The 20,640-nt window shown below is 44.0% G+C and carries 18 protein-coding genes; 15 read left to right on the plus strand and 3 right to left on the minus strand.

What is annotated here, in order from left to right:
• Positions 1 to 257 precede the first annotated feature (257 nt).
• From J9B83_RS05030 to J9B83_RS05055, 6 genes are all read left to right on the plus strand, one after another.
• Complete coding sequence (locus tag J9B83_RS05030; RefSeq protein WP_211535648.1) at positions 258 to 2,681, plus strand: putative bifunctional diguanylate cyclase/phosphodiesterase; 2,424 nt, start codon at positions 258 to 260, stop codon at positions 2,679 to 2,681.
• 50 nt (positions 2,682 to 2,731) lie between these two features.
• Positions 2,732 to 3,679 carry a 2-hydroxyacid dehydrogenase gene (locus tag J9B83_RS05035; RefSeq protein ID WP_211535649.1) on the plus strand — a complete coding sequence of 316 codons (948 nt, stop codon included), beginning with the start codon at positions 2,732 to 2,734 and terminating at the stop codon, positions 3,677 to 3,679.
• A 49-nt stretch (positions 3,680 to 3,728) separates the two neighbouring features.
• A complete protein-coding gene (locus tag J9B83_RS05040) occupies positions 3,729 to 4,079 on the plus strand; it encodes a 5-carboxymethyl-2-hydroxymuconate Delta-isomerase (protein WP_211535650.1) in 351 nt (116 codons plus the stop codon).
• 36 nt (positions 4,080 to 4,115) lie between these two features.
• Positions 4,116 to 5,153, plus strand: a complete 1,038-nt coding sequence (locus tag J9B83_RS05045) for a phospholipase A (protein ID WP_211535651.1) — start codon at positions 4,116 to 4,118, stop codon at positions 5,151 to 5,153.
• Between the two features lie 95 nt (positions 5,154 to 5,248).
• On the plus strand, positions 5,249 to 5,764 hold the full coding sequence (locus J9B83_RS05050; protein WP_211535652.1) for a phosphatase PAP2 family protein: 516 nt from the start codon (positions 5,249 to 5,251) through the stop codon (positions 5,762 to 5,764).
• Complete coding sequence (locus J9B83_RS05055) at positions 5,761 to 6,867, plus strand: MJ1255/VC2487 family glycosyltransferase (protein WP_211535653.1); 1,107 nt, start codon at positions 5,761 to 5,763, stop codon at positions 6,865 to 6,867. Before J9B83_RS05050 ends, J9B83_RS05055 begins: the two co-directional genes overlap by 4 nt.
• 57 nt (positions 6,868 to 6,924) lie before the next feature.
• Here the strand turns inward: J9B83_RS05055 and J9B83_RS05060 are convergent, their stop codons facing one another.
• Positions 6,925 to 7,848 (minus strand): dienelactone hydrolase family protein, encoded by a 924-nt coding sequence (locus J9B83_RS05060; protein WP_211535654.1) that lies wholly within the window; start codon positions 7,846 to 7,848, stop codon positions 6,925 to 6,927.
• Positions 7,849 to 8,100: 252 nt separating this feature from the next.
• On the opposite strand from J9B83_RS05060, the gene folM reads away from it, so the two are divergent.
• The 3 genes from folM (at position 8,101) to J9B83_RS05075 (ending at position 10,005) form a co-directional block, all read left to right on the plus strand.
• Positions 8,101 to 8,823 carry a dihydromonapterin reductase gene (folM, locus tag J9B83_RS05065; RefSeq protein WP_211535655.1) on the plus strand — a complete coding sequence of 241 codons (723 nt, stop codon included), beginning with the start codon at positions 8,101 to 8,103 and terminating at the stop codon, positions 8,821 to 8,823.
• A gap of 71 nt (positions 8,824 to 8,894) precedes the next feature.
• Positions 8,895 to 9,578: a GTP cyclohydrolase I FolE gene (gene folE, locus J9B83_RS05070; RefSeq protein ID WP_211535656.1), complete on the plus strand. Its 684-nt coding sequence runs from the start codon at positions 8,895 to 8,897 to the stop codon at positions 9,576 to 9,578.
• A 151-nt stretch (positions 9,579 to 9,729) separates the two neighbouring features.
• Positions 9,730 to 10,005: a hypothetical protein gene (locus J9B83_RS05075; protein ID WP_211535657.1), complete on the plus strand. Its 276-nt coding sequence runs from the start codon at positions 9,730 to 9,732 to the stop codon at positions 10,003 to 10,005.
• Between the two features lie 6 nt (positions 10,006 to 10,011).
• Here J9B83_RS05075 and J9B83_RS05080 read toward each other — a convergent pair whose 3' ends face one another.
• Positions 10,012 to 10,938: a helix-turn-helix domain-containing protein gene (locus tag J9B83_RS05080; RefSeq protein ID WP_211535658.1), complete on the minus strand. Its 927-nt coding sequence runs from the start codon at positions 10,936 to 10,938 to the stop codon at positions 10,012 to 10,014.
• A gap of 215 nt (positions 10,939 to 11,153) precedes the next feature.
• Between J9B83_RS05080 and exaC the strand changes: the two genes are divergently transcribed.
• The 6 genes from exaC (at position 11,154) to J9B83_RS05110 (ending at position 18,622) form a co-directional block, all read left to right on the plus strand.
• Positions 11,154 to 12,671 carry an acetaldehyde dehydrogenase ExaC gene (exaC, locus tag J9B83_RS05085; protein ID WP_211535659.1) on the plus strand — a complete coding sequence of 506 codons (1,518 nt, stop codon included), beginning with the start codon at positions 11,154 to 11,156 and terminating at the stop codon, positions 12,669 to 12,671.
• A gap of 290 nt (positions 12,672 to 12,961) precedes the next feature.
• Complete coding sequence (locus J9B83_RS05090; RefSeq protein WP_211535660.1) at positions 12,962 to 14,344, plus strand: L-serine ammonia-lyase; 1,383 nt, start codon at positions 12,962 to 12,964, stop codon at positions 14,342 to 14,344.
• A gap of 316 nt (positions 14,345 to 14,660) precedes the next feature.
• Positions 14,661 to 16,232 carry an inorganic phosphate transporter gene (locus J9B83_RS05095; RefSeq protein WP_211535661.1) on the plus strand — a complete coding sequence of 524 codons (1,572 nt, stop codon included), beginning with the start codon at positions 14,661 to 14,663 and terminating at the stop codon, positions 16,230 to 16,232.
• 160 nt (positions 16,233 to 16,392) lie between these two features.
• Positions 16,393 to 17,088, plus strand: a complete 696-nt coding sequence (locus J9B83_RS05100) for a hypothetical protein (protein ID WP_211535662.1) — start codon at positions 16,393 to 16,395, stop codon at positions 17,086 to 17,088.
• 81 nt (positions 17,089 to 17,169) lie between these two features.
• Positions 17,170 to 17,952: a hypothetical protein gene (locus tag J9B83_RS05105; protein ID WP_211535663.1), complete on the plus strand. Its 783-nt coding sequence runs from the start codon at positions 17,170 to 17,172 to the stop codon at positions 17,950 to 17,952.
• Positions 17,953 to 18,001: 49 nt separating this feature from the next.
• Positions 18,002 to 18,622, plus strand: a complete 621-nt coding sequence (locus J9B83_RS05110) for a LysE family translocator (RefSeq protein WP_211535664.1) — start codon at positions 18,002 to 18,004, stop codon at positions 18,620 to 18,622.
• Here the strand turns inward: J9B83_RS05110 and J9B83_RS05115 are convergent.
• Positions 18,619 to 20,601 carry a DNA topoisomerase III gene (locus J9B83_RS05115; protein ID WP_211535665.1) on the minus strand — a complete coding sequence of 661 codons (1,983 nt, stop codon included), beginning with the start codon at positions 20,599 to 20,601 and terminating at the stop codon, positions 18,619 to 18,621. The genes J9B83_RS05110 and J9B83_RS05115 overlap by 4 nt on opposite strands.
• Positions 20,602 to 20,640: the final 39 nt, after the last annotated feature.

Genomic DNA, 20,640 nt, shown 5'->3' on the forward strand with positions numbered 1-20,640 from the left:
TGCGTTTATTGATGTTCACATATTTGCGTTTAATACACTGATATACATCATAGAAAGGTATAAAATATATTTATGACTTCTTGTTTTGCTATGAAGAGTAGACCAGTCTTGATAACGTGTGTGTTACATATAGAAACATTTCTGTTTTCAATGTTTTGACGATCTATGTATCTTTTTTGCAGATTACCTCTATTGGTGTGTACTTTTTTGGTGAGTACCACAAAGGGCTAACGAATTAAAATGACAAGCGAGCATTAATGGGTGTTGTATTCTCTAAATCGTTGTTTCTAAAACAGGCTGCTTTGACCCTGGTGCTTGCTGTTGTGTTGAGCTTAATTAGCAGTGCTATTCAGTTTTTTGAAGGGGCACAACTACAAAAAACTCAGATAAATCAAGATTTTGAAGAGTTGTTAGCGGTTGTTGAAAAGCCTTTATCAGAAGCCGTGTTTCGTTTAGACATTGAATACGCACAACAGCAAATTGACAGTCTCATTATCATTCCTTCGATTGCTCAGGTAGAGGTGTTTGACGATGCTGGTTTACTGTTCGTAAAAGCAGGCTCGATTGATCAATCTTGTTCTTCTACCTGCCTTTTTTTAAGCGATTATTTTTTGTCAGATTTGCCGCTTTACCAACGTCAATTGCGTGTAGTCAATCCTACTTTTCAAGCAGGGCATTTAGCGATCACACCATATAAGCCCCATTTACTCGATGCCATATTTAGTGAGCATTCCCATATCCTTGTTTATAATTTAGGCAAGGATTTACTACTTGCATCGCTCATTTCTTTTGTATTTTATTTTCTTGTTACCTTTCCTTTAATGCGCTTAACCGATTCTTTAACTAAGGTGAAACGTAATGAGGGGTTACCCTTACCTGCTTCATTCCATCGTCAACACAGGTTTGACGAGCTTGGCAATCTTCATGCTACATTCGATGCTATGTGGCGCAAGCTAAACACCGCGTTAAGTGACTTAGAACGCAGCGACAGCCATACCAAAGCCATGATAGAACACGCGGCGGATGGTATTTTGTTGTTAGACGAACATAACAACATCATCTTAGCGAATAGTGCCGCTCAGGCGATGCTAAAGCGGGACAGCGCAGAGTTTCAATCCAGTTCCCTAAATGATTTACACACCACGGACACTTGGCCTGTCTTTGCAGATGTATTAAGTGGACTAAAAATCGATCAGCCTTTAACTGTCGAAGCCACTTATCAAATTGAAGCGATTGAATTGCCCGTAGAGATTCGCTTGGCGAAATATCAATTGCAAAATAAAGTAGAAATTCTGCTATTGATTCGCGATATATCTGAACGCAGAGAAGCCGAGGCGCACATACATCATCTTGCCTATTATGATTCGGTGACGGGATTGCCCAATCGTCAATATTTGGCTAAGCGACTTGAAGCCACTTTGCACAATAAACAGGGGAAGTCATCGCTTAGTTGCTCCGCAGTGATTTTTATGGATCTTGATCGCTTTAAAACCATCAATGATTCTTTAGGGCATAATGTAGGGGACCAGTTATTGATAAGCGTGGCATCCCAGTTATCGTCTCTTTTAGAGGACAACATAGTGTTTGCGCGCATGGGCGGAGACGAGTTTGCTTTTTTACTTACTAAGTTAGGCAGTAACAGGGAGCAGGTCGAAAAAGACGTGAAAGGTTTTGCCGACAGTATTATGTTTGCTTGTCAGCAAGTGAAAAAAGCGGGACACCACGAAGTACATATTACTGCCAGTTTAGGGGCAACGATTTTCATAGATACTGAGAGGTCCGCTGAAGCTATTTTAAAACAAGCCGACACTGCGCTCTATCGGGCAAAAGAGTCTGGACGAAATACCTTTGCGATTTATAAAGCAGAAATGCAGGCCGTGTCGGATGCGCGGTTAGAAATGGAAAAAGCCCTTCACCATGCTACTGAGTTCAAGTTATTCGAACTCTACTACCAGCCTCAAACGAACCACAAAAACGAACTGATTGGCGCAGAAGCCTTGATACGTTGGAAAGACGCTAAACGAGGCTTTATTTCCCCTGCTGAGTTTATTCCTGTGGCGGAAGAAATTGGCTTAATCGTTGAGATTGGTCACTGGGTGCTCAATCAAGCGTTATCTCAAGTGGCAATTTGGCTTAAAGAAGGAAAATGGCACCCTTCCTGGCGTATGTCGATTAATGTTAGCCCGATACAGTTCCAGCAAGCGGGCTTTTTGCCTATGCTCAAAGAGCAGTTAAGTAAACACAAGGTGCCAACAAGCTGTGTGGACCTAGAAATTACAGAAAATATGCTGCTCAATGATTTATCTTCTTCTCTTGAAAAAATGCACGCTATAAAAGGCATGGGAGTGCATCTTTCCATTGACGATTTTGGCACCGGCTATTCATCGCTGAAATACTTAAAATCATTGCCTATAGATCGCTTGAAAATCGACCAGTCTTTTGTAAGAGATTTATTAACTGATAAAAGTGATGAAGCCATTGTTCACGCTGTGATTGCCATGGCTAAAGCTCTACATATCAGTGTTTTAGCAGAGGGTGTGGAAACATTGGCGCATTTTGAGCGTTTATGTGAGGTAAATTGTTTCTATTATCAGGGCTATTATTTTGGTCGTCCTGTGCCCCCCAGCGAGTTTGAGGTCGCTTTCATTCAAGGCTCGAATCAACTTAAGACTCCTTTATAACTGAATGCCATCAGCGTACTATTGAAGGCTATTTTTTTTAAGGTTGATTCATGAGTACCCACCTTATACCCTTTGTAAGCCGTGCAGACGATAAAGAGCAGCGTCATTGGATCGCGACCTTGTCGGCTGCTATGCCGGAAGAAACCATTGTTCACCTCTCGGACCTTACGCAAGCGCAAAAGCAAGATTGCGATTTTGCGATTGTGGCAGACCCTGATCCCAAAGATTTAAATACTTTACCCGGGCTTAAGTGGGTTCACAGCTTGTGGGCTGGCGTAGAAAGAATGGTGAATGAGATGCCCTCAGCGCCATTTTCGATTGTGCGTTTAGTCGATGAGAACCTGTCAAACACCATGTCTGAAGCCGTGCTTGCTTGGACCTTATATTTGCACCGAGAAATGCCGATTTATGCAAAACAGCAAAAAGAACGCGCTTGGGTGCAACATCCGATTGTGCTCGCGAAAGAACGTCGAATTGGTGTTTTGGGGTTGGGTGCCTTAGGGCAAGCCAGTGCCGAGCGTCTTGTCGACAATGGCTTTTCAGTATCAGGTTGGAGTCGCACTAAAAAAACACTAAAGGGCGTTGACTGTTTTGATGGGGAAGATGGTTTAAACGCCATGTTAAGCCAGTCGGATATTTTAGTGTGCTTATTGCCGTTAACGCCGCAAACCGAAGGCTTGCTAAATCGCGATCGATTGGCTCTGTTACCAGCAGATGCCAAGTTAATCAATTTTGCCCGCGGTCCCATTATCGACGATGGAGCTTTGCTTCAGCTGCTAGATGAAGGGACTATTGCCCACGCCGTGCTGGATGTCTTTATGCATGAGCCTTTGCCTAAAGAACACGTTTATTGGCAACATGAATCGGTGACCGTGTTGCCTCACATTTCTGCGCCTTCTCATCCGGGCAGTGCCAGCGAAAGAGTGGCGGCGAATGTCCGTCAATATCGTCTTACGGGTATTGTTCCCGACGCAGTGGATTTTTCACGCGGATATTGAGTATTTTTAACGAATCTTCATCTAAATAAGTCTAATAAAGGAGCGTCATATGCCACATTGTATTGTTGAATACAGCCAAAATTTAGAGCAAGAAGTGCCACCAGCGGATTTACTCGAAGCGGTAAAAGAAGCGTGTATTGCTTCGGCATTGTTTTCCCCTCAAGACATTAAACTGCGCAGTTTTCCTTTTAAAAGTTTTCTTTCGGTGGGGCAAGAAGATGCTTTTATTCACGTCACTTTGCGAGTGTTATCTGGCCGTACAGAAGAGCAAAAAAAGCAACTTTCTCATTTGGTGCTAGAAGCCTTAACACAGTTTTCACTGAACAATGTAAGCTTGTCCGTTGAGGTGTGTGACATGGATAGAGCCACCTACGCAAAACAGGTTGTACTGTCCCAATAATAATGGTGCTAACACTCACCAAAAAGGTCGTAAATAATGAAAACCATTCTGTGCTCAATGATGCTTCTTCCAAGTTTGATTTGGGCGCAAGTTGACTCCAGTGACATTGTCGATACAGCGTCAGCGTTACAAACATCACAAAGTGATGAATTCCTTTCGAGCAAGAACGACACCCTTGTTGGGGAAGAGCTATCTTCAGACATCAGCGCTGAAGAGGAGTATTCGCCAGAAGAACCCGAAGTGCCGGATTCGATTGCAACGCGTGCTCGTGCAGCCAATGGGCTTTTTCAGCAGCGAGAAAACAGAGAGATTGCCACAGTGAGCAATCCGTTTGTTTTAACGCCTCATAAGCCTAATTATTTTTTACCCATCGCGTATACCTCTAGCCCAAACGATCGAGCTTTTCTGGGTGATGCAGACAGCACAGAAAGTTTAGATAACATAGAATTTAAATTTCAACTCAGTGTGAAATTTCCTGTGGCCTACGATGTGGTGGGCCGCAACACCAGTCTTTGGTTTGCCTATACGCAGCAAGCCTATTGGCAGGCGTACAACAGTGATATATCCGCGCCGTTTCGTGATACCAATCACGAGCCTGAAGTCTTTATCGTGACCAAACCAAAGCACAGCTTTTTGGGCATCAAACCCAGTTATGTGTCCTATGGTTTTAACCATCAATCCAATGGTCAAACCGATGAGTTGTCTCGATCTTGGAATCGTTTTTATGTGGATTTCATGTTTGAGCAGGGCGACACCATTTTTTCCATCAAGCCTTGGTATCGTATTCCAGAGAGCGCTGAGATAGACGACAACCCTAATATCGAAAACTATTATGGCTATGGGGAATTTAACCTTATTCATGTGATCGACGACTACACGGTTGAAGTGATGTTACGAAACAACCTAAAAGCCGATGACAACCGTGGTGCCATTCAGCTTGGTTTTACCTTCCCTTTATGGGGTAAAACTCGAGGGTATGTTCAGTATTTTAATGGCTACGGACAGTCGTTATTAGACTACGATCATCAGACGCAATCCTTGGGTGTAGGTCTTATGCTGACAAATTGGTTGTAACTCCATTTCTGTCACTGAGTTGTCATCAGAGTGACACGGAACGGACATTTTACTGGTCTATGTTGAAATAACGACAAAACAGTAGGGTGACCGTGATGAACATACTGCAAAATATCCACGCCTTTGATGTGCAAACGTTTTATTGGTGTATGGCACGCAAACGCAGAATGCTGCTTACCCGAATCGGACGAACCGTGTCTTTCTCGGCTGATGGCCCCTTGTATGCATTGGCCGCTTTTGCGTTTTGGTTGCTTGGCTACGATACCCTGGTTTGGGTCTTACTGATGGGCTTTTCTCTTGAGCGCCTTGTGTATTTTATTTTAAAACGGGGTTTTAAGCGCAATCGACCTGCTGATGCACTGGACAATTTTAGCAGTTTTATCATTCCTTCCGATCAATTCTCTTTTCCTTCTGGGCATACCTCGGGTGCCTTCTTCATGGCTTTTTGCGTAAGTGAATGGTTCCCTAGTATGAACCTGATGTTGTATTTTTGGGCCGCTAATGTGGGCTTGTCTCGTATTTTTCTCGGGGTACATTTCCCTACCGATACGGTTATTGGCGCACTGTTGGGCTGTTTTTGTGCGGCGGTTGCCATTGGGGTTCTGGTATGAAAATACTCTATGGCGTTCAAGGTACTGGCAATGGTCATATCACTAGGGCGAGAGCCATGGCCGAAGAAATGCATCGTGTTGGAATGGAAGTGGACTTTGTTTTCTCAGGGCGTTCGCCACAGGATTATTTTGACATGTCTGTGTTTGGCGAATATAGGACATTCCAAGGGCTGAGCTTTGTCGCGCGAAATGGGCAATTGGACTTGTATGCCACCGTTAAAAAAGCCAATTTTAGGCGTTTTTATCAAGACGTGAGAGCCTTGAACACCCGAGGCTACGATTTAGTCATAACCGATTATGAACCTATTGTGTCATGGGCGGCAAAACGTCAGGGTGTTCCTTGTATTGGATTTGGGCACCAATATGCCTTTGCTTACGACATTCCACGCTACAAAAAAAATCTTATTGCGCAATGGGTTATGTCTCATTTTGCGCCTGCCGTGACTCAGTTGGGCGCTCATTGGCACCATTTCGGACACCCAATTTTACCTCCTTTGATTCATTCATCGTCTCTGGTAAACGCGCCCGATGCTTCGTCAGTGTTAGTGTATCTGCCGTTTGAAAACAGCGAAGCGGTACTGGAGTGGTTAGAAGCTGTACCCGATTATCGCTTTCGAGTGCACTGCAAAGACATCGAGCCGGGCGTGTACGACAACATAGAAGTCTTTCCTTTTGATCGGGAGATTTTCCAGAAAAACCTCAGTGAATGCGAATCCGTCTTGTGCAATGCAGGGTTTGAACTAAATTCTGAAGCCTTGCAGCTAGGGCGTCGAATTTTAGCCAAGCCGTTACAAGGTCAGATTGAGCAACATTCTAATGCGATTGCGATGGAAAAACTGGGTATTGGCAGCACCACCAATAAACTTAATGACACCATTATTGCCAACTGGCTTGAAACCAGTCGAGTAGTGCAGATTACTTATCCGAACGTCGCCGCGGCGGTTGTCGATTGGTTACAGTCTGGTTACGACGTCAGCTTAGCCGATTTATGCAAATCCTTGTGGCAACAAACGCCTAATGTACGTGGCATCGATTTTTCATTAGCGCCTTCATTAGCAAGCAAACCCGCTAAGTCGGGTCCAATAAAAAGCCTTACTGCTTAGTGTTCAGGCAGTAAGGCTTTACAGTCAATTTTGTAAAAGCGATGTTATGACGCTGTATTAAGCGCTTAACGTTTCTTTGAAGAAACTTACGGTTCTATCCCACGCCAGTTCAGCATTTTTTTCTTGATAACGAGCTGTCGAGTCGTTATGGAAACCATGGTTCGCCGTTGGGTAAATGTACGCTGTGTAATCTACCTTGTTGGCTTTGAGCGCTTTTTCGTAGTCTGGCCAAGTGGCGTTCACTCGTTGATCAAGCTCGGCAAAGTGCAATTGCAGCGGGGCTTTTATCTGGTCTAAATTGCCTTTTGCTGGGGTTCCATAAAAAGGTGCGCCGGCGTGAATGGTGTCTGGCATGGCCGCGGCTAAGGCGTTGGTTAAATACCCTCCGAAACAAAATCCTACCATACCGACTTTTCCTGTGGTCAGTTCATGATTTTTGAGTAGAGTGGCCGCATCCATGAAGTCACCTTCAATTTTGGCACCATCGAGTTCTTTTTGCATGGCTCGACCTTGGTCGTCGTTACCTGGGTAACCGCCGAGTGGGAATAGGGCATCGGGGGCAAAGGCCACAAAACCTACTTTAGCCAAACGTCGTGCAACGTCTTCAATATAAGGGTTCAATCCACGGTTTTCATGAGCAACGAGTACCGCAGGCGCTTTATTATCTACATTTACACCTTTTGGTATAACCAAATAGCCACGTGCTTTACCATGACCATTTGGCGAATCGTATTCCACATAGCTGGCAGTGATATCTGGATCATTAAATGAAATTTGTTCGGCGAGCGCGTAGTTTGGCGTGAGCGCACCGGCCACAACAGACAGAGTCAATCCTGTTACACTTAACGTGCCAAGACGGGAAAGGAAAGTACGACGGTCTATATCACCATGAGCATATTCGTCGTACCAATCGAAGGCTTCTTGAGGGATGGCTTTCACCGTAGCGGCTTCATTATGAGATTGATCTGTTGGTAAATTCATTGCATATCCTTCTTTTCGTAGTGAGTAAAAAACGGAATAAAAATAAGTAACGCCTTGTTTATATTAGAACTTATTTATCTTTTATAACTGAATTGATACGAAGTAAGAGCAAGCAGAGATGACATTTATTGATCTTTTTCAAATATCATCGCGTATCCAAAGCTATCAGTAATAAATGACAATTAATAGGCTTTAACGTGATTGCCTTTTTTCATCTACCCCATAAATAGAGCGCAATAGGAAGGGACAGTGATGACGCGTAAAATGCCCATTATTATTACCGGTGCGGGACAAAGATTAGGCCTTGCTAGTGCCAAGGCTTTGGTAGCTAAAGGTTACCAAGTCATAATCACTTATCGTAAGAAACGCGAAGACATTCACGTATTAGAAAGTTTAGGTGTGGTGTGTATACCTGCTGATTTTTCTACTTTAAGTGGTGTTGATGCTTTTATCGAACAGATTCAAAACCAATACACGGCGTTGGGTGGTATCATACACAATGCTTCAGAATGGGATTCAGAAGAGAGCAGTACAGACACTGCGCTTTTGATGGAAAAAATGTGGCAAGTGCATGTTTTAGCGCCGTATCGTATAAATCTTGCTTTTGAGACATTACTACGTGCGGGTGCAACCCAAGATGGTCAAGCAGACATCATCCATATGACTGATTATGTGGTGGAAAAAGGCAGCGATAAGCATATTGCTTATGCATCGAGTAAAGCGGGCTTAGCCAATTTGACTTTGTCTTTTGCCAAACGTTTTGCTCCACACATAAGTGTTAATTCGATTGCGCCTTCGCTATTGATGTTTAATCACGATGACGAACCAGAATATCGCACTAAAGCTTTGAATAAGTCTTTATTGCGCAAAGAGCCCGGTGAACAGGAAGGCGTTCTCGCCGTGCAATACATATTAAATAGTCGCTATATGACAGGTAGAACCTTGTCACTGGATGGAGGCAGACATTTGGTTTAGTGAAGCAAATGTCATTTCCTTTTTAAACGCCTCCAGATCATGAGGCAGGGTTAAGCAACGTAGGACAAAAAATGAAAGCCAATACAGCAGAACAAATTAACATCAATCGTCTTGTGTTGTCTGATGAGGCGGAAAAAGTACGCAATGCACTGATCAACAGTGGTTTAGAAACACCGATGATAGACAACGGTTTAACCACTGAAGAAAAATATCAGCGCATTAAAAACGCCTTTGAAGATGTGGTGACCACATTAGGGTTAGATTTAACCGATGACAGTTTGGCAGAAACGCCACATCGTATTGCTAAAATGTATGTCAAAGAGATTTTCTCTGGTTTAGATTACAGTGTGTTTCCAAAGATCACTGTGATCGAGAACAAAATGAAAGTAGATGAAATGGTAAAAGTCAGCGATATCAGCTTTACCAGTACTTGTGAGCATCATTTTGTTACGATCGATGGGTTGGCAAAAGTCGCTTATTTGCCAAAAGATAAAATCATTGGCTTGTCTAAGATTAATCGTATTGTGCGTTTCTTTGCCCAGCGTCCGCAGGTACAAGAGCGTCTTACGCAACAAATTTTAGTTACACTGCAAACCTTGCTAGAAACCGACAACGTGGCGGTAAGCATCAGTGCTGTGCATTATTGTGTAAAAGCACGCGGTGTGATGGACGCCAGTTCATCGACTCAAACCACAGCATTAGGTGGCTTATTTAAGCGCAGTGACAAAACCCGTGGCGAATTCTTAATGTCTTAATATATTCACGAGTGGATGTATTGGATTGTCAAAAAAGGGTCTGTTTTTACAGGCTCTTTTTTTATGTGCAAATCTCCTACGGAATGACACAATACGACCTATGAACATCAAATGCCTTTGTTTGGCTTAAAAATAGGTTTTAGGAACGACTATGTCAGAGAACAAAAACGTGTGGTTTCCAGCAAAGAAAAACGGCTGGGGGTGGGGTAAACCTTGCGCATGGCAAGGTTGGCTGGTCATGGTGGTGTACTTGGTAACCATCATCATTCTAAGCTATGTTATTGACCCTAAAGTGGAATTGACGAGATGGTCTATATCAATCGGTGTTAGCACGGCATTATTGATTTTAATGTATATCTGGAAAGGCGAAGCGCCGAATTGGCAATGGAAAGCCATCGATAAAAAGAAACGCCGCTTGTTTAAATAGCAACGGCTAAGATACTTGCTTTTTCTGGGCTGAGATTTGCCTTGGTGATACGCCAAAATGCTGATGGAAGCGTCGGCTGAAATGGCTCAAGCTTAAATAGCCCAATTCATAGCTCACCTCTGTTACCGAACGCTTTTCTTGTAGTCGCTGATAAGCGCGTCCCATACGACGTTGATGTTGATATTCTACGGGCGTGCAGCCGAGTTGCTTTTTAAAGCTGTCATAAAAGCGGCTGCGGCTCATGCAGGCCATTTTCGCCAATTCATTGGTATCGAGTGGTTGTGATAAGTGCGTTTCGATCCACTGCAGAACGCAGGTTAAACCACTGGCATCGGGCTCGTTTTGAGTAAATCTTAATAGTGCGTCTCGGCCATGGTGTCGAAGAATCCGCGTTACCAGTTCACTCACACCAAAGTCCACCAAAAGATCACGGTCTGGGTCGTTACGAATGAAGTCGCTGGTGAGTCGATCGATCACCTGTTGAGTCGCTTGCGTGTGCAATGTGTGTAGGTGCTGGTTTGGGTCGATAATGTGATTGGTAGGTAGGCTATTAACCATTATGTCGTTCATGCGGTCGCAAATTTGTGCGACCCTTTCTTTCGATATAGCAATGGTTAAGCAGGTCGTTGGTTTATGGTAATCGGCTTCAGGGAAGTCAATAAAGACTTCTTCTTGCGGCGCTAAAATAAAAGATTCATGGGGCAAAAAAGGAATATTATCATGAGCTTGGGTGTGCATTACCTTAGCTCCTGTCACCATACCGCAATACAATAATGTATCGGTTTTTAGACTGACTTTTTGAGCTTGTTCGTAGGTATCATAAATACTGAGCTCAGAATTGGGCCCAGCAAAACACACACGATTTTCCACTAACTGAATGGGCGCGCGTTTGTAACCTGACAGCGTTCTTTCTGTCGATGCAGATGTATCCATTTACCCACCTCTTTTTATCTTATTGTTTGGCGTGGTGCATTATTATACAAACATAATCACGCTTGTTTGTGCTGGGGTCAAGACTCTCAGGCGAATAGAAATGGATAGGGAGACAAGTTTCATGGACTCACAGGCAAGTTTTTTTCATTTTATGTTTTACAGTTATAGACAAGGTCAAACCTTGATATAAAAAAAACAATAATGGAGATGATGATATGATTTACGCACAGCCTGGTACTAATGGAAGCCTGATTTCATTTGAAGCTGAGTACGGAAACTTTATTGGAGGCGAATGGGTCGCCCCTGTTAAAGGCGAGTACTTTGATAATATCAGCCCAGTGAATGGCGAAGTATTTTGCCGCATTCCTCGCTCTACCGAAGAAGACATCAACCTAGCGCTAGACGCCGCGCACGCTGCTCGCGCGGCATGGGGCAAAACATCGGTTACCAATCGATCTAACATCTTATTGAAAATAGCCGATCGTATCGAACAGCATTTAGAAGCTTTGGCTGTGGCCGAAACTTGGGACAACGGTAAAGCGATCCGCGAAACCCTTAACGCCGATATTCCACTGGCTGCAGACCATTTCCGTTATTTTGCCGGTTGTCTGCGTGCGCAAGAAGGCAGTACCGCCGAGCTGGACGAACACACAGTCGCATATCACTTCCATGAGCCATTGGGTGTTGTGGGGCAAATTATCCCTTGGAACTTCCCGATTTTAATGGCTGCTTGGAAATTGGCGCCCGCCTTGGCTGCTGGTAACTGTGTGGTACTTAAACCTGCAGAGCAAACACCAGCATCGATTCTTGAATTGGTCAAAGTGATTCAAGATCTACTACCACCAGGTGTGTTAAACATCGTCAATGGCTACGGCAAAGAGGCGGGTCAGGCTTTGGCAACCAGTAAACGCATCGCCAAAATTGCCTTTACCGGTTCTACGCCAGTAGGGTCACACATTCTAAAATGCGCCGCAGAAAACATCATTCCTTCTACGGTTGAGTTAGGTGGTAAGTCGCCAAACATTTATTTTGCCGATATTATGAATCACGAGAAAGAGTTCGTCAGCAAGTGTGTTGAAGGTTTGGTATTAGCCTTCTTCAACCAAGGAGAAGTGTGTACTTGTCCGTCTCGTGCCCTAGTGCATGAATCCATCTACGACGAATTTATGGCGTTGGTAGTAGAACGTACTAAAACCATCAAACGTGGTAATCCACTAGATACCGATGTTCAAGTAGGTGCGCAAGCATCGCAAGAGCAATATGAAAAAATCCTGAGCTACATTGATATTGGTAAAGAAGAAGGTGCCGAGTTGTTAACTGGCGGTGGCGTTGAGACCATAGAAGGCTTGGATAAAGGCTTCTATGTGCAGCCTACCTTGTTTAAAGGCTCCAATGATATGCGTATTTTCCAAGAGGAAATTTTTGGCCCAGTAGTCAGTGTAACGACGTTCAAAGACGAAGCGGAAGCTCTGGCGATTGCCAACGATAGTGAGTTTGGCTTGGGAGCAGGAGTGTGGACACGAGATACTAATCTTGCCTATCGCATGGGACGCAACTTAGAAGCAGGTCGTGTATGGATGAACTGCTATCACCAATACCCAGCGCACTCTGCGTTTGGTGGCTACAAAAAATCCGGTGTCGGTCGTGAAACCCATAAAATTGCCCTTGAGCATTATCAACAAACGAAAAACATGCTGGTCAGTTACGATGTGAATCCGTTGGGTTTCTTCTAACCACTTAAGCCTTATTTTTAAAAACAGCTTAAAACTGTTCAAAGCCAAAAGACAGCAATCGTCTTTTGGCTTTTTTTGTGCTGAACAAAGGTCAATCACGCTGAGGGCCTTACTCGACTAGCCTCGTTGCGGCATTTACTTGACTGTTTGCTCACTTAGATTTGATTTCACAGAGAAAAAATAAGTTTCCTATTGGAAACTTAATCTCATAAATGATAATTTTTAAGCCAGTTGTTACTCGCTGTTTTTTTAAATTACGGGCATAAACGCTTGTTGTAGAGGAAATTCGTATGGCCATCAGTTTATTTGATCTTTTTAAAGTAGGAATTGGACCTTCAAGTTCGCACACCGTAGGGCCTATGGTTGCCGCGAACCAGTTTGCTCATCAATTACTCGAACGTGGTCTGATCGACGAAGTCAATAGAATCAAGGTTGATCTTTATGGTTCCTTGGGGGCAACCGGAAAAGGACATGGCACGGGAACAGCGGTACTGATGGGGTTAGAGGGCGAATTACCAGAAAGCATTGATCCAAGCGGTGTTAATCAGCGTGTACAAGATATAGAACAGGCTTCAAAGTTGGTTTTGTTATCTACTCACTCAATCGAAATTCAGGTTCAAGAGGACCTGATATATCACAGAATCGATCGATTAGACTTTCACGCCAATGGTATGGTGTTAGTCGCTTTTGATGAGCAACAAGCTATTCTTCATCAGGCGACGTTTTATTCCGTGGGCGGTGGTTTTATCGTCGAAGAAGACGAGGACGGTAAAGTAGCTTTGGTAGAAGATACCACCTTGTTGTCGTATGAGTTCAATGACGCAGAAACCTTGATTCAGCTTTGTAAAAAGCATGATAAAAGCATTGCACAAATTATGTTGGAAAATGAACAGCACTGGCGCAGCGAGGCCGAGATCAAGCAAGGCATATTGTCTATTTGGTCGACCATGAAAGAGTGCGTGCAAAACGGTATGCAAAATGAAGGCATTTTGCCGGGTGGTTTAAAAGTGAAGCGCAGAGCGGCCAGCTTGTATCAAGATTTAAGCAGTAAAACGAGAATGGACATGATCACGCCGTCGTTAGGCGCAATGGATTGGGTCAACCTATATGCCTTGGCAGTAAACGAAGAAAACGCGGCAGGTGGCCGTGTGGTAACCGCACCAACGAACGGTGCAGCAGGGATTATTCCAGCGGTTTTGCACTATTACTGGGAGTTTTGTCCTCGCTCTAGCGAAGAAGGAGTGATTACTTTTTTTCTTACGGCAGCAGCGATTGGCATGTTGTTTAAAAAGAATGCTTCCATTTCTGGTGCAGAAGTTGGATGCCAAGGTGAAGTGGGTTCTGCTTGCGCTATGGCAGCGGCAGGTTTGGCAGCCGCTACTGGAGGAACGCCAGAACAAGTGGAAAACGCCGCAGAAATCGGCATGGAGCACAATTTAGGGTTAACCTGCGACCCAATAGGCGGCTTAGTACAAGTGCCTTGTATTGAACGCAATGCCATGGGAGCGATTAAAGCTATTAATTCCGCCAGCATGGCGTTGCGTGGTGACGGAACCCATTATGTTTCCCTTGATAAAGTTATTCGCACCATGCGTGAAACCGGTAAGGATATGAACGATAAATACAAAGAGACGTCTCGTGGTGGCTTAGCCGTTAATGTGATCGAGTGCTAAAAAAGTGTGGCGAATTGAGTAGTATTTTTCTCGTAACATTTCTGTCATAAAAATGTAGTATATTTTGTTTTCAGTGTCTTTTAGAGGCACTTTTTTTGACATATTTTTAGTCTGTTGGTCAAACGTTATCAGGGGTTTTTATCTATAGAGTCCCAGTGTAGAATGACGCGAAATTAACATATTACAAATATGTGACGGGACGAATTGAGAGCCAAATACAATTTAGTGCGAGGAATAGCATCTCGTTGTGCTTTACTGATCAAACAGTAGTGAGCCAACGGTTTGGCATAGTTAAATTATTGAAAGAAGAGCCCTAATGGATCTTACAAATAACCCTAAAGATAAAACCTCTTTATTAGATGGTAATGAATTTGTTCGTGTTTTAATTGCCTTAGCGTTTGTGCTTGCTGCTGGCTTTTATGCCTCAATGAGTGGAATGGAAGTCTCCAATTTGTCAATTTTGGCGATTGCGGCTTCGATCGGCGCTTATATGGCTGTCAATATCGGTGCGAATGACGTGGCCAACAATGTTGGTCCGGCCGTTGGTTCCAAAGCCTTGTCTATGGGCGGTGCCATACTGATTGCTGCGATTTTTGAGGCGTCTGGTGCATTGATCGCTGGCGGGAGTGTGGTTGGAACTATCAAAAATGGCATAATTAACCCGAATGCCATTGGTGAAGCTGAAACCTTTGTTTGGGTTATGATGGCTGCGCTATTGGCAGGAGCTATCTGGCTTAATTTAGCGACATATCTTGGCGCCCCTGTGTCAACCACACACTCTATTGTAGGTGGTGTACTGGGAGCGGGAATTGCCGCGGGCGGTTGGGATATCGCCAATTGGGATAAAATGATCGCCATTGTGGCAAGCTGGGTTATTTCACCTGTAATGGGAGGTGTGATTGCCGCTTTATTTCTAATGTACATCAAGCGTTCTGTTACTTACAAAAACGATATGATTGATGCCGCTAAAAAAGTTGTGCCTTTGTTGGTTGGCGTAATGGTATGGTCTTTCTCAACCTATCTAATTCTTAAAGGTTTGAAGAAAATATGGCAACTCGATTTTATTACGGCTGCACTGGTTGGCTTTGCTATTGCTTTAACGGCGTATTTTCTTGTTAGACCTATGGTTGACAAAGCCGCTTCGGCATTGAAAAACGACAAAGACTCGGTGAATAGTTTATTTACTTTGCCATTAATTGTGTCTGCGGCGTTGTTGAGTTTTGCCCATGGCGCAAATGATGTAGCGAACGCTATAGGGCCTTTGGCTGCGATTAACGATGCTTTGATGACAGGGATTGTGCATGGTAAGGCGTCTATTCCTCTTTGGATTATGTTGATTGGTGGCATTGGTATCGCTTTTGGTTTGGCTTTATTTGGCCCTAAGATGATCAAAACCGTAGGCTCAGAAATTACCGAGTTGGATAAAACACGTGCGTTTTGTGTTGCAATGGCTGCTGCGATCACTGTTATCATTGCATCTCAATTGGGTCTGCCGGTGAGCTCTACTCACATTGCCGTTGGTGGGATCTTTGGGGTAGGCTTCCTTCGTGAATATCTAAAACTGTCTTATGATAAGAAGTTGGCGTCTATTGTGTCTCACTCTGAGTCAGCCGGTCACGATGGCATACAGACCCAAGAGTTCGTTAAGCGCTTTAAGTTAGCTGATGTCGAAGAAAAGCGTGCCATTCTGCGAGAATTAAAAGCAGCGCAAGCCGCTTCTCCTATTTCGTCTAGAGAACGCAAAGGATTGAAAAAAGCCACCAAGAAGGAATTGGTTAAACGTTCTGCTTTATTGCGAATTGCCGCGGCTTGGGTGATCACTGTGCCTGCCTCTGCAACATTGTCGGCCGTATTGTTTTACATGTTGTTGGGCTTTTCTGTTTCTTGATAACCCCAATCTCATAACACAAGAAAGACCAGTTCTCTGGTCTTTCTTTGTTTCTAACGTCGCTTCTATGTTATAAGAATCATGGCTGCTCGTTTGATTGCCAGATTTTGGTGAAGTATCACGCCTTATTAGTCCGTTAAGCCTAACCAATGGAACCAGTATGTGGATTGTATTCGGTGTTATTGTTTTCATCGTTGGTGTGTCCGTTCTGCCATTTTTAAAGTGGCGACGAGAACAAAAAGAGCGTAGAGAAAAGCTATTTTCGCGTTTGTCTAAACGAGGTGACAACATTCTTAATGCACTTGACAAGGTGTCGGATCGCTACCTTACACGAGACACGAAAATCTTCATATTAGACCATCTTATTTCTGTTATTTCTGTTATTTCTGAATTAATAAAAGCCAACTATGAGTCTAGCTTCGTACTGCGAAAAGAAGAGTTGGTTCGTATGGCAACTGAGCTTAGCTTAGGTCAGCAAGTAACTTCGAAAGATATGGTTGCCAATCAAGAGCAGCTTGATCAAACTAATGAAGCGCTAGAATATTTGCTGAAAGAAGTACGTATAATGCCAGACAATTTTGGTGTGAGTCGTTCCGTAGTGAGGCATCATTTGTTACTGATTCGTTATGCTAACGCTTTGGTGTATCGAGATTTATTAGTTAGGCAAGCCAGACAAGATCTAGATAACGATAGGAAAAGTCAGGCACTGGAGAAGTATCGAGATGCTTTAGCGTTAATCGAAAAAAATGGCTCGGTTGCCAGCTCCAAGCGAGAAAAAGTAAGACTGAAGAAAATGATAAAAGACGTAGAGACTTTGCTGTTTAAGAAAGAACCCAGCGAAAGTCGCGTGGAATAATAAACGATAGCTTCACTTTATTCGCAACGTGGTTTAATGGACGTCCGGCCACAAACAATATTAGGGTAAACAACACTTTTTATGACAGCTGTTACCATAACCGTACTGATATTATTGATTGTTGGCTTTATTACTGTCGTAACGATTTTGCAGTTAAAAGAGCAGGCTCGTATTGAGAAACTTCGTCAAATAGCGGCCCTTAACAATCAAATTCGCCAAGTACGTCGCTACCTTGATGACATGCCACCACAGTATCAACCCAAGGACATGAGGCTTTGGTTATTGTCTCGTAAAATCGCCCTTTATGAAAAGCTACTGTCTCTCCAAGCCGATGGCACAATGGCTCGCCGACGTGATAATTTGGCCGAAGAAATGGAGACGTTTCAAGCCAGCAAGCAAAAACGACGAGCAAAACCTATTAGTGATGAATTGATGATACTCGATATTCGGCGTTTATTTGATTCATTCAAATCCTTTTTAATGTCTTCAAAAACAGAAAAAACCATAAGCTCGGACGTCGTTCACAGATATAATCGGTTATTGCATTTTTACCATTTTAAAGTTAGCTCAGATTACCATGCGTACCTGGCAAGGAAAGCGTTTTTAAGTGGCCAGTTTGATGAATCTACCGAATTATATAAAGAAGCGTTGGCGCAATTAAATCCCGTAAAAGACACTATAGAGGCACAGCCTGCGGTGGCAAAACTCAAAGATCTTTTACATGAAATTATTGAAGACATTGCCCTACAAAAAGCCGAAGCTGAAATCGCGAAACACGAGGATGTAAAAAAAGAAGCTGAATTAGACAATGAATGGGAAAATTATATAAATAGCGAATCGTTCCAACAAAAAAAGCGTTTTTAATCTGTTAAGGTAAGCTTCTTTTTACCTCTGTTGATCTAAAAGGAATTGTATGAACTTGGCATTACTCTCGGCGTTTATTCCCACTTTCTTTTTTGTGTCTATAACGCCTGGTATGTGTATGACGCTGGCCATGACGATGGGCATGACCATCGGCGTCAAACGAGCATTGTGGATGATGCTGGGTGAATTAACGGGCGTAGCGACTGTCGCTACCTTGTCTGCTATTGGTGTGGCGGCCTTATTACTTAATTATCCCAGTGTTTTTATGATGCTTAAATACCTAGGCGGTGCCTATCTTGCTTATGTTGGCCTGCAAATGTGGCTGTCAAAAGGCAAGATGGCCATTAAAATGGACAAAGAAGGCAGCCGACCTGCCTCGCGCCTTGAGCTTATTTCACAGGGTTTTGTTACTGCCATTGCTAATCCAAAAGGCTGGGCTTTTTTTGTTGCTTTACTGCCTCCTTTTTTAGATTCTTCACAACCACTCACCAATCAATTAGTGGTTTTAATCGCCATTATTTTGACCCTAGAGTGGAGCTGCTTGCTGATATACGCGGCGGGTGGCCGAACTCTTAAATCCATTCTGATGAAAAGCGGTAATGTGCGTATTATGAATCGTATTGCCGGTACTCTGATGATTGGGGTTGGCGTCTGGCTAGCTGCCGGTTAACTTTTTGATCGAGTAGTTTTACGTGCTCTCGTGGTTCTTTTGCTGTTACTTCCTTGCGGGCTTTTTCTTCTAGCAAAGGCTTTTTTACTGGGCGCGGGTAAATTCTGCAGCGCGTGAGTAGGAATGTCTTTTGATGCCTTGAGCAAATGGTGCAGGTTAGCTGCTAGATCGTCCATAAACACCTGATAGCTTGTTTCCCCTAAACTGATACGGTTGAGTATCGACTCCCACTGCGCTGTCATATCGGGAGTGACTAACTGTTCTGGTAAGCAGTCGATAAAAGCTCGACCGGTTTGGGTAGCTTGAATGGCTTTACCTTGTCTTGCTAAAAAGCCTCGTTTAAACAGTAATTCAATAATACTGGCACGAGTCGCTTCGGTCCCCAATCCATCGGTTTCTTTCAATATGGCACGAATGTCTTTATTAGAGACGAATCGGCTGATGCCGGTCATGGCGGCCAACAAGGTAGCATCGGTAAACATGGCGGGAGGCGTGGTGACTTTTTCTTTCACTTCGCCTTTTGTACACCACAAAGCGTCCCCTTTTTTGAGCTTAGGCAGTTCAGCTTGACTGTCTTCATCGCCGTCTTGTGGCTTGTTTTTCACCGGCAATAAAGCCTTCCAACCCAGTGATAACGGTGTGTTTCCTTTTGCTTCAAATACGCCCCCTGCAATGTCGAGTTTTATATAAGAAGCCAGATAGTCGTAATCAGGGTAGAACTGCATCAAATATTGTCGGGCAATGAGACTGAACACCAGAGCTTCGGTTTTCGACAGGGAAGCGACTTTGTGTGCTTGGGTTGTCGGTATGATAGCGTGGTGAGCCGTGACCTGTTTGTCGTTCCAAGCTTTGCTTTTTCGTTTGGCGTCTGCATTCAGAGCGCCTTGCTGAAGTGTTTTGCCTAGGCTGTCTGAATCGATACGAGTTAGCGCTGCTATGATTGCAGGTGCGTCTTTATGTTGTTGTGTGGGTAAGTAGCGGCAATCTGATCTTGGGTAAGTGATCATTTGATGACGCTCGTACAAGGTTTGGCAGGTATCCAGCACTTGCTGTGCCGACAACGAATACGCTTTGGCCGCATCAATCTGTAATGCCGATAAACTATAAGGCAAGGGCGCGGCTTGTTTTTTCTGTTTGTAGTGGGCATCGGCGACGGTGGCGGCTTTATCGGTAATACGCTGGGCAACATTGTTGGCGAGCGGTAAGCTGAGCACCCGGTTTTCTTCATCCATGTAAGGCAAGCAGGCCTCACTGGGTAGCCATTTAGCCTGAAATACGGCCCCTTGAGGCGTCTGAATATGCGCCCATACTTGATAAAAATTTTTTGCGACAAAAGCCTCTCGTTCCTTATCGCGTGCCACAACCAGCCCCAATACGGGCGTCTGCACCCGACCAATAGACAGCACACCTTGATAGCCTGCTTGTCGACCTTTGATGGTGTAGGCACGAGTAAGATTTAAGCCAAATAACCAGTCTGCTCTTGCACGACCCAGTGCCGAGCGCGACAAAGCAGAGAACTCGTTGTTCGGGCGTAAATTCTGTAAGGCTTTATTCACCGCAGATGGGGTTAGGTCGTTGACTAACAAGCGCTGGGTGGCTTTGAGTTTCTGCGCGGGTACTTTTGTATAGTGCAGCACCTCGTCGACCAGCAATTGACCCTCTCTGTCAGGGTCACCGGCGTGCACAAGCACAGTGGCTTTTTTAATCAGTTTTTTTAAAACGCCCAGCTGCTTTTTGGTGTTGGCTTTTTCTTGCCATTGCCAATCGGTTGGAATAATGGGTAAGTGATCCATGCTCCATGATTTATAGGCTGGGTTGTATTGATGTGGTTCGGCTTGTTCGAGCAGATGACCAATACACCAGCTGACACAATCACCATTAGGCAACCAAATGCAGCCATCTTCTTTTTTCTGTGGAGAAGGCAGTGCGGCCGCAATAGCGCGGGCAAGGCTAGGTTTTTCGGCAATATAAAGAATCATAATCACACTTACTGTTCATATATAAGGGCTATCCATTTA

The sequence above is a fragment of the Marinomonas vulgaris genome (assembly GCF_018145875.1).
Lineage (GTDB): Bacteria > Pseudomonadota > Gammaproteobacteria > Pseudomonadales > Marinomonadaceae > Marinomonas > Marinomonas vulgaris.